An 11015-nucleotide genomic window follows, 5' to 3' on the forward strand; every position below is an offset into this window, starting at 1 on the left:
TCAAACCCCTTTTAAGCCTTCTTCTTCTAACCGCCATAAATCTTCTAAAGCCTCTCTTTTTCTTATCACTCTGATTTTGTGATCTTCTAGGGCTAATTCTAAAAGTTTGGGGCGCGAATTGTATTGACTGGCCATGCTAGAGCCATAAGCCCCAACCTTCTCAATCGCTATTTTATCGCCTGGCTCTAATTCTGGCAAATGGGCGTCTTTTAAAAAAGTGTCGCTGCTCTCACACACAGGCCCTACCACATCGCAAGGCGAAATCTCACGCCCCTTAGAGGGCGTTATAACCCTTATGGCATGCTTAGCATGATACAAACTGGGGCGCAAGAAATCATTCATGCCCGCATCTACAATCACAAAGCGCTTGTTTTGAGCCTTTTTTTCATACAAAACCTGCGTGATCAATTCCCCACTCTCAGCCACGATGGATCGGCCCGGCTCACAAATAATGGTCAAATCCAAGCCTTGAAGCGCGTTTAAAATCCCTTGCGCGTAATCATAGAGCTTGATAGTCTCTTCATTTTCATAGCTCACGCCAATCCCTCCGCCCACATCAAAAAAACGCAAATCTATCCCTAGCGCGATCAAAGATTTAGCGATTTTAGCCACCTTTTGGCTCGCTTCTATAATCGGCTCTAAATCTAATAGCTGTGATCCGATATGAAAATGCACGCTAACAGGCTCTAAAAACGCGCTTTTTTTAGCCCAAAGAAACATTTCTAAAGCTTCTTTTTCTCCCACGCCAAACTTATTTTCTTTCAAACCGGTAGAAATATAGGGGTGCGTTTTAGCGTCAATGTTGGGGTTGATTCGAATGGAAATCCTAGCCTTTATCCCTAAAGATTGAGCGATTGTTTCAATCGTTTTTAATTCCATAAAACTTTCTACATTTAAAAATAAAATGTTGAGTTTTAGGGCTTGTTCTATTTCAAATGCACTCTTACCCACCCCGCTAAACACGATCCTATAAGGCTTGATCCCAGCTTTTAAAGCCCTATATATCTCGCCTATGGAAACGCAATCCGCCCCACTCTCTAAATGCGCCAGTAAAGAGAGGATACTCAAATTGGAATTCGCCTTTAAAGCGTAGCAAATCAAAGATTTACGCCCCTTAAACGCTTCTTTATAATTCAAAAAAGCCTGTTTGATCTTGTCAAAATCATAGAGATAAAAAGGGGTTTTATAAGTTTGAAACAGCTCTTCATAATTAAACATAGAAAAACCTAATCATAAAATTTGAACGAAGCATTATAGCAAAAAAGCTAAAACGCCACTCGCATGCCCACATTCCCGGTTATATTAATATCTTGGTATTGCAAGCCCATCTTAAGCCCCACCCCCGCATTCACATACATCAAGCGCCACAAATGCATTTCGCCCCCTGTAATCACGCTCGCAAAAGTGTTAAAAACTTCCCCCTTGCGATACAATAAAGTGTTTTCGCCCACAAAACGCACCATATTGCCGCCTTTAGATTTGATCAAAAGATCCCTACCCAATCTCGCCGTTACAAAATAATAGGAATTTTTACCAAAATATTTACGGCTCTCCAACCCCATGTTGAGCGTTAAAACCGATTCGTTAGAGGGGTTTGAATGCATGAGAAATTGTTTGTAAGCGGCATCATTGCCTTTCATCCCACTCAAGCCTATGAAATGATAGCTCAAGCCCACTTGAGGTTTTAACACCACGCTTTTTTGTTTGAACATGAAATCATAGCCGTAATTCCCATTCACGCTCGTTGTCCAGATGTTGTAGCTGTATCGTTGGTTCAACACGGAAAGCAAGGGATTAGAAGAATTAATATTATTTGCATTGCCTCCATAAGTTTCATTCGCGCTCAAAGTGAATTCGTTCCTTTTTAAAAAAGCCCTCGCATACATCCCCACATCCACATTATTAGCCAAAGAATGCATGATGTTCCCATTAAAACCGCTATACCCATAAGCCACATAACCCCCAAGGATCACATTTTTAACCAACCTGTCATAGCCCGCATTCAAGCCATAAAGCGTGCCATTGCCCCCAGAAATAAAGCTCGCTCCCCCAATCCCTTGAACCCAAAGGTTATTTTGGTGTTTGCTAAGTTGAGAGTGTTTGATAAAAACCTCTCCAGGGTTAGGATCGCTGAAACGCTTGTTTTTAAGCTCTAACAAGCGCTCAGAAAAATCAGACTCTCCCTCTCTAGCCCTAAAATCAGAGAGTTTCGTTAAACGGCTGGTTTGTTGGGTGTAACTCGCCAATTCTAAAAGGTTGGTAGCGTTATCCCTAAAATTAGGGTTAGAAATCAAGCTCGCGGTGTTTAAAAGATCTTTAGCCACGCCTAAAATTTCATTCAAAGAGTGGTTTTTTAAATAAATCGGTGCAAAAAGCGGGTTTTCTTTAGTCTCCATCATCAATGTTGAAAGCCACTTGATAGCGTTCCCCCCAACAGCTTCAATTTGATTGAGCGCACTTTGCCCTTGAATGCCCGCAATGTAATCTTGTAAGGTAGGGGGGGTAAAATCCATCACTTTATCGCCGTAAGACATTTTAATCTGGTCATAAAGGACAGAGAGGCTTAAAATGTTGTTTTGATGGGCGTTGTTTGAGTCAGGCAACGCTACGCTTAACAATAACCCCTTATCTTGCAACAAAACCCGTTGGCCCAAATAAGTCAATGCGCCGTTTTTTTCCTCTATATGGTTTCCGTTGATATTGATTAAAGTATAGAGTTTCAAATACGATTGCAAGCTGTTAGGGTTGATATTGTAATCAATGTAACGGCTGCTTTTCAATAAAGTGTAAGTCGTGTTATTCGCCATGCTGTTATTGACATTGATAAAAGGCGTTTGGGTGGTGTTGAGATTGATGATCCCCTCTGCTTGAATGAGCGGATTTACAGGCGTTTGAATGTTTTCTAAATTAAAATGGATCGTTCCCAAATTATTCAAAGCCCCCCCTACTTCTAACCCATAAATCCCGGTGCTTAAAGAAGCGTTTGAAGCGATCACTAAATTTTGAAGCACCTCTATTTTGCGCGTGGCGTTGTTGTTAAACGCTCCTTGAATGTTTAAGTTATTCGTTACAAAGCTAGCGTTTTTCTCTAACACCGCTTGGTTGGAAATAATAAGGTTGTTGGCTTGGAATTGAGCGTTATTGTAAAGATACAGGTTTTTAACGTTTGTAGAGCCTTTAATCTTTGAAAAATCAACCACCCCGTTAGCGTAAATACTGCCTGAAAAATTGAAATCATTCGCCGTAATCATCAAACTCTCATCGTTATTGTTCAAGGCGATTGGCGCGTTATTTGACGCGTTATTAGAAGAAGCGCCATTCGCGCTTTGGGCGTTAAGCGCGCAAGGGTTTGTAGCGTTAGCCGTAGTTGGATCGCTTTGTTGCGTGCAACTGGCGTTGATAAACAGATCGCCTTGAGACACAGAAATATTGTTACTACCGGCATTAATCTTAAGGCCGTTGCTAGCATCAAGCATGGTGATGTTAATGTTAGAAACTTGATTAGACAATAAATTGAGCGTGCCAGAATGGTTAGTGAAAGCGATATGATTGCTTCCGGCAAAAATGAGCGAATTCCCTGCGTTAAAAGAGAGCGTGCCTCCATTGGCGTTAGAGAAAGTGGAATTTTGCACAAAAACATTGCCTTGCGCGTTGAAACTAAAATCCCCTTTTTGCCACACTTGACTCAAGCCATAGGGAGCGAAAAGCCCCTTTTTACCAAGATTAGGCATCAAATCCCCCAAACCTTGTTCATAAATAGGCCCTAAGCCTTTAGCCGCTAGGACTTTGTCTAAAACGCTTTTAATCTGCTGGTTTTGCAGCAAGCTTTCTAAAGAATTGAGCGTGTTTTGGCCTAAAAATTCGCTAATCATTTGCTTGCCTAAAGCCACTACATCGTTTTGTAAAGCCTCGCTCGGTTTGACAATATCTTGCAACATCACGCTTATGACTTGCCCTATATCGTTAGCGGAAATAAAGCCGGTGATCTGATTGAACAACCCCTTTTTACTCAATAAATCATTGATGGACATGCTCCCTATAAGCTTTTCAGGGTTTTGCAAATCAATGCCCCCTAGTCCGGCTAATCCCCCCACTAACCCAGTCCAAAAGCCTAATTTTTGCCTGATCAAATCCTTAATCGCTGTGTTCAAACCGCTATCGTTCATGAGGTTATCAAAATTATTCTGCCCCAAAAGCTGGCTTAGGGTTTGATTTTTTTGTTCAGGCGTTAAATACCCCCCAATCACGCTATTACTCCCTAGCGTATTTACTATCAAATTCCCTAATCCCCCGGCTTTATTAATGGATTGCACCGCCACTTCGCCCAAAATATTAGCGAGCCCGGCTTGATTGAAAACCTTATTGATGCCCTCTTGGCCTAGCATGCTAAAAATCCCATCGGTTTGCGAGCTTACGATATTAGCCTGGTTGAGAATGAGCGAAGTTTGGCTGTTAAAAGTTACGCTCGCGCTCCCCCCAGTCCCCCATGCGTTCCCGCTCCCTAAAGTGCCGGTAAGATAAATTTCTTTAGCGTTAAAAGTCGTGTCAATATAGCCCAAATCAGCCGAGCTGGACTCCAAAAGCTGCCCTAAATAAGTGCCTCTGAATTTTTGGCACACAATATCAGTATAATCGCAAGGTGTTTGATAGCCCAAGCCCCCAAAAACCACCGCGCTATTGGTGTTTGTTTGCCCTATTTTAGTCGCTCCTACAATCAAAGTGCCGTTATTGAAATTTTGCACGACCGAATTGTTTGCGTTATCAATCAACTCGTTAATGTTTTTCCAATCGCTAGGGGTGATGAGTTTGGTAAGCTGGTTTAGTGCATCGCCTTTTAAATCGCTCAAACTTGAAAGCGAAAAATCATTCCCTAATATCTTTTTGATTTCAGGGTAGAGTTTGAGTGCCATTTGGCCTAACGCTTTGATATTATTAAAATTATAGCCCTTGTTATAGATGTGTAACGCGCTAATAGGGTTGCCTTGCGCGTTATAGGTTTGCGAGATGACAGAAGACTCAGAGCTTAGATTGTTATTTTTCGTGGTGTTATTACTGCCACTGGCTTGATAGGATTGATTAGGGTTGTAATAGCCTTTCACACTGCTCGTAAGGTAAAACACGCCTTCTGCATCATCGCTATAAGAATACACGCCATTAGCGTTGTTATAAACTTTTTGGTAGTTAAAGACTTCAGAGCCAATGTTATAGAGCGTGTTTTTAATACCCGGGATTTGAGAGAGCGTAACGCTTAGTTGGTTGTCTTTAAAACTCTCGGTGATTTTTAGGGCGTTATTAAGGGGGTTAGTGAAACTATAAGTTTGGTTTTTAGCGTCATAAATCCCGTCATTGATGTGCATGCCAAAGAAGCTGATACGCTCATACCAATTACTATTCATGTCCGCTTGAATGATGTTATACACACGATTTTTATTATCGTTTAGATCGCTTAGTAAATCAATGTTAGCGATATTCAAGCTCCCTTGATCGCCAAAAACAAGCTGGCTGTTTTTTAAATCCAGCACGCTGCTGTTGTTAGGGTTTAAAAGGTTGCCTCCCAAACTCAAGGGTGCTTTAACATCAAGGGCTTGATGGAAGGTGATGGGGCTTTGAGAAAAAGCGTTATCATAGAAATTAAACGCCGTGTTAGAGGTGATAGCGCTAGAGCCTTGAAAATCTAAAGAAGAGTTATTGCTTAAATTAAACTGCCCTCCTAAAGAGCTCGCTCCCTTAAACACGATAGAAGAATGATTCAAACTCGTAGTAATATTCGCTGAATTGAAATTGGTTGTCCCATTAAAATTGATATGAGCGTTATTACTCGCAATCAAGCTCGCATAATCGTTGATCGTGGCGTTATTGGAAACATTAATGGTACTTTGGTTGAGGTTGAGCGAGCTGGTGTCGTTCACATTCAAATCGCCTTGAAGTTCTAAGGTTGAATGGTTGCTCGCATTGATAGAGGCGTTTTGAGAAAGATTGATCGCATTGGCTTTAATACTGCTTGTCCCCACTGAAACGCTTAAATTGGAATTGTCAAACAACACGCTTTTAGCTTGCATTTGATACAAACCAGAGCTTAAATTCGTGCTGTTGGTGAAACTGATCGCATTCTTGGCATTGAATTTAAAAACAGATTGCGTTTGCCCCACATAGCCTCTAAAAGAGCTGTTAGAAAAATCCAGATTCAAAGCGTTGAAACTAAAATTAGGGTTGCCGCCATTTTGCGCGGTATCGTCTATAAAATAGGAGTTTTGAGCCTGAATGTTCGCGCTGTTAGAGATAAAATTCATAGATGAGCTTTGCGTGCCAGCGGCGCGGTTATACAAAGTCGCGTTCGTTAAAAGAATACCTTGAAGCCCGTTAAAATTAAGGCTCGCGCCCCCACCGCTAGAAATGCGATTCCCGCTTTCAATGCTGCCGGTAATGTAAATCTTTTGCGCTTCATAATGCCCTGTGATAAAGCCTATGCATTGCAAATTCCAGCAATGCCCGCTCGCATCATTACTCCCTGCTCCCTTATTGTCCCCAAAGCGAATGATCACATTAGACTGCGGCGCATCGCTTAAGCTCGTCCATATATTTTTAGCCCCAAAAACGATCGCGCTGTTTTGCCCGGTGAATGTTTGAGAAAATTCCGCCTTAGTGAATAGAGTTTTCCCGCTCGCATAAAAATCAATGCTGTTGTCGTAATAGTAAATGGTGTTGTTTGCATTCCCTAAATTATTATTATAGCTATTAGGCATGTAGGTCATAAAACCGACAACATCTTTATAATACAAGTGATCCGATTTTTCCATATCCACATAATCAAACACCATGCCAACACCCAAACGCCGGATAGAAATGCTGTTTTGTGAAAAAATCTCTTGGAAATTGTAGGTTTGGTTATTGAAAGAATACACCACATCATAAACGCCATTACCCACGCTAGAAACGAGCTTTTCACTGCTAGCCCCATGCCCTTGGTAGTTGATGAGCTGCCACAGATTTTTACTGAAAGCGTTGTTGTATTCAATCTCTTTAGAAGAGCTTACAAGGGTGATAGGGTTGCCATTTGTGATAGCTTCACCAATATTAATCACCGAATGAGCGTTAAAAGTAATTGTCCCATCGCCAAAAGACAAAGGAGCGTTCAAATTTTTTAAAGTGATGTTATTGAGGGTAACCTGCCCTTTCACGCTCGTGTTCGTAGGGCCATTAAACACCACATTATCAAAGGTTGCATTCCCTGAAACATTAACAGAGCCGGTATTATTGAAATTAGCGGTATTTTGAGAGCCATTAGTAGAGTTCCCAAAAACAGCGTTCCCGGCGATTTGCAAATTTGAATTAGCGTTAGTGAAATCCCCCACAAACGAAGTGGTTGCGTTAGAATTATTGAAATTAAAAGAAGCGCTGTTGTTAAAGTTAGCGCTATTAAAAATAGTATTTTTTGCACCAATCTCAAACGAACCGCTGTTGAACTGGTTGTTATTTGAAAAATTCAAGCTATCGCCGCTGAATTGGTAACTCCCTCCATTAAAGTTGGTGTTTTCAAAAGTCGCTTGCCCTGCATTGAAAATGAATTTCCCGTCTTTGGCTTGGTTAGTGAAAGTGGTGCCATACACCGAAAGCGTGCCGTTAGAATTTAGACCCTTCAAATTCTGCGAATCATCCATGTTTTGCGTGGAAAAAGTCATAGAGCTTGAATAAATCCCGGCGTTATGTTGCGTGATAGTAGCGTTAGCGATATTGATTCTATCTACCCCATTAAAGATTAGATTAGCTGCCCCACCCGTGCCTATACGATTGCCAGAACGCAGATTCGCTGTGATATACACATGATAAGCGCTATAAGTGCCGTTAGTCGTGCCTGTGCATTGGTAATAGGGCCAAGGCCCACAATGCCCATTAAGAGTGCTCCCTGAAGTGTCCCCAAAAGACACCGTGCCGCTAGAAGAAACGCTATTTCCAGTCCATGTTGCGTTATACCCAATCACCAAATTGCTATTACTCGCGCTAAAGGTTTGTTTAAACGAGTTAGTGTAACTCCCCCATATTTGAACGCTCGGCAAGTAATAAGTCCCGCTCTCTGTAAAATTTTGAGATTTAGGAATATAATATTTATGGTTATACCAAGGCATGTCAGCATTAATATAATTTGAAGCGGATAAGTCAAATTTGGAGCCGCTAATAACAGGGGGTGGCGTGTAAGTCCCGCTCTCTAAAGCTTGGATGATAATGGAATTAGGGCCAAAAGTTTCTTGCAGTTTGTAGATAGTATCCCCTATTTTGTAGCCCACTTGATAGACTTGTGGGGAGTCTTTAGTGGGTGCAGATGGCGAAGAGTCAGTGGGTTTAGATGTTGCAGCGCTTTCGCTCAAAAGCTGCCCAGTAACCCCATTGTAAGTGATCATATCCCACAAACCTTGAGCGAAACTTTGCGGTTTTGAAGAGCTTTCGTTCGTTTTTAAGGTGCTTGTCAAGCCATTGATTGCATGGTTTAAAAGGTTATTATAAGTGATCTCACCGCTAGAATTTAAAATCGTTACGCTATTTTTATCCCCTAAACTTGTGAGGTTAAAAGTCGTCCCTTGAGTGAGAGTGATTTTAGAACTCCCAAAATCAAGGGTTGAGCCATTGTTCAAGTCATTCTTACCGCTTAAAGTAACGCCACCGGTAACACTCATGTTGCTTGTATCAACAGAAGTGTTGAATGTCGTGTTGTTAAAACTCGCACCCTCATTAATGGTGATTTTACCGGTATTGTTAAAAGTGGCGTTATTAAAGGAAGCGTTTTGGATTGTTAGTTGGTGGTTTGAATTGTTAAAGGCTTGCTGGAAATTCACAAAGCCCTTAAGAGTGGTAGCATTACCACTAAAAGAGCTGTTTTGAATTTGGGGGTGCTGAGCGCTTTGATTATTTTGGTCATTGAAAGTAAAAGTCCCCCCATTAAAGGAGCTGTTTTGGAAAGTGGCTTGATTATTAAAAGTATAAGTAGCGTTACTAAACGAAGCGCCATTAAAGGAACTTGCGCCTTTAAAATTAAAACTACCGCTATTAAAGGCGGTGTTATTGGTAGCGTTAAACTCTTTATTGAAAGTGAATGCCCCCCCATTTAATTTCGCCCCGCTAAAAGTGGCGTTTTCTTCAAAAGTGAAACTGCCGCTTGTATTGCTAAAGGTCGTGTTAGTGGCGTTAGTCGTGCCTTTAAAAGAATAGCTAGGCCCAGAACTAGAGCAATTAGCCCCTACGCCCACACTAGCTAAAGAACTGCAAGTATCCCCACTTAAAGAAACCGAATTAATGGTAATGGCGCTGTTAGCATTACCCACATTCACTTGCGAAGTTTTATACGCGCTGATATTGGAATTGATAGTAACCTTATTAGCGTTCAAGTTTAAAGTGGCTGTGCCGGTGTGCGTGCCAGCTCCCGATCCCACACGATTGCCCACTTCTAAAGTGCCGTTTAAATTGATTGCGCCAACATTAAAGCTTACATCATCTTTGCCCTGATTATAACCTTGATACGAAGTGAAACTATTAGCACCGCTTAAATCTAAAACAACGCTATTGCCTAGATTGATCGTGAGATTGCCCCCAACATAATTGGTAAAACCGCTTAAACTATAAGCCCCCGTTTCATTCCCACTACCCACAAAAATAGCTTGATAGTTTTGAGAAGACAAGTAGTTAGCGGCATTTCCAGCATCATAGCCTTTATGATTTGCCCCCCATACATTCCTTAAACACCCTCCAAATTCCCACCATGAGCAATACTGACTGCCCTTAACCCAATGCACATACTCACCCCCCACTTTCGGGTTTAACAAATCCCACAGATTATTCGCATACACCCCACTAGCAAACCCACCGATCAGTAAAGGTGCAAGCCATAAAGGACGCTTTAAGATTGTTTTTTGCTTGCGTGTTATCTTTTTTAGTTTCTTTTTAAACTTTTTCATTAAATGCTACTTTCTCATTTCCTAGATAGTAGCCAAAAACTCCCTCATTTGATTAAATCAAAGGGACTAAAGCGCATTTTTCCCAAGCAAACGCCAAAAAAACAAAGTGCACACCAGCACAAACAATTCCTTAAACAGCCATTCGCTTTGAGCGTGCGATCTGGCAAATTCAGTGCTTTGAAGCGCAACTTCGCCCACTTTTTGAGCGTTTAAAATATAAGGCGTGTAATAAAAAACAAAGAGCAAACACAACGCCCCTATCGCCACGCCAAGGATCAAATACACTAACGATCTTTTATAATAAATAAACGAAATGATTTCATAAAGTAACACCACAAAACCGATCGCGCCTAAAACATAATTGAAACGCACAAAGATTTGCGCCATGAGTTTCCCGCTCTCAAAGGGAGTCAGATTCAATTCAGGTAAAATGCTTGAAGCTTTGAAAACAATGGGCGCAACTATCGCTCCTAGAATGATCAAAGAGCCGCCCAAAATACCTAAAAGAAGCAAATACACCCCTAAACCAAATTTTTTCATCTTCCACCTTTTTTAAGATTTTTGCAACAAATGGTTGCAATCCTTAAACTGCCACACTTGAACTAAAGGCATAAAAAATTCTAAAAGGGCTTGAATGTCAGTGATTCTGTCTTTTAACCCGATAAACACTTCAATCTTCACGCCTTTTTCTAATAAAAGTCTAATTATAGAATCACTATACTTGTAATTCAATAAAAATTCTAATTCTTCTAAAGAACCCATTTTTTTAAAACGCTCCCATTGAGCGCTCAAGCCCACTTCCTTATAAAAGTTATCCATGTAATTCTTTGGATCTTTTTGAAACGAAGAAAGTTGTAAGCGTTTGAACGCCAAACTCTTATGCGCTAACATGCAAGGCGAAAACAATAACAAGGAATGGATACGCCGCTGTTGTAAGATTTCATTATAAGCGTATTCTATCGCCTTAATCGCCCCCATAGAAAAGCCTGAGATATCATAAGCCCCTTTTAAAAGCCACTCTTCAAACAAAACGCTTTCATTAACAAACCCAAAACCACTAAAAAAACGCAT

General features: G+C 41.1%; 4 protein-coding genes. All 4 read right to left on the reverse strand.

Features of this window, described 5'->3' with window-relative positions; translation table 11 throughout:
* Entirely contained in the window at window positions 1–1218 is a 1218-nt protein-coding gene (gene lysA / locus CXY28_RS01435; protein ID WP_100979239.1) for a diaminopimelate decarboxylase, read from the reverse strand.
* Window positions 1219–1265: 47 nt separating this feature from the next.
* A complete protein-coding gene (imaA, locus tag CXY28_RS01440) occupies window positions 1266–9944 on the reverse strand; it encodes an immunomodulatory autotransporter protein ImaA (RefSeq protein ID WP_100979240.1) in 8679 nt (2892 codons plus the stop codon).
* Window positions 9945–10010: 66 nt separating this feature from the next.
* Window positions 10011–10484, reverse strand: a complete 474-nt coding sequence (locus CXY28_RS01445) for a DUF4149 domain-containing protein (protein ID WP_100979241.1) — start codon at window positions 10482–10484, stop codon at window positions 10011–10013.
* Between the two features lie 12 nt (window positions 10485–10496).
* Window positions 10497–11015 carry a pimelyl-ACP methyl ester esterase BioV gene (gene bioV, locus CXY28_RS01450; RefSeq protein WP_100979242.1) on the reverse strand — a complete coding sequence of 173 codons (519 nt, stop codon included), beginning with the start codon at window positions 11013–11015 and terminating at the stop codon, window positions 10497–10499.

This window comes from Helicobacter pylori (genome assembly GCF_002832345.1).
In the GTDB taxonomy this organism is placed as follows: Bacteria; Campylobacterota; Campylobacteria; order Campylobacterales; family Helicobacteraceae; genus Helicobacter; species Helicobacter pylori_CP.